Source organism: Sulfitobacter sp. 15WGC (assembly GCF_005068605.1).
GTDB lineage: Bacteria > Pseudomonadota > Alphaproteobacteria > Rhodobacterales > Rhodobacteraceae > Sulfitobacter > Sulfitobacter faviae.
In genome coordinates this window covers 1-249 of the sequence record NZ_SZNL01000228.1, presented here as the reverse complement: position 1 = coordinate 249, position 249 = coordinate 1, and the positions used below count along the sequence as shown (strand labels likewise).

The 249-nt window shown below is 61.4% G+C and carries 1 pseudogene; it reads left to right on the top strand.

What is annotated here, in order from left to right:
• Window positions 1-249 (top strand): annotated as a pseudogene (locus FCK22_RS18655) (carboxymuconolactone decarboxylase family protein); the annotation flags it as partial.

Here is a 249-nt window from a genome sequence, read left to right as displayed (position 1 = left end):
AGATCAGTGACGCGCTGCGCAATGAAACGGCCCTGCCGACGCCCAAACTCGAAGCGCTGCGGACCTTCACCGTGCAGATGGTGCGCAACCGCGGCTTCGTTTCCGACACGCAGATGCAGGCGTTTTTCGACGCAGGCTATGGTCACCGCGCGGTGCTGGACGTGATCCTCGGCATGGCGCAGAAAACCATCTCCAACTACGTCAACCACGTTGCCGAAACCCCGGTGGATGAGGTTTTCCAGCCGCTGG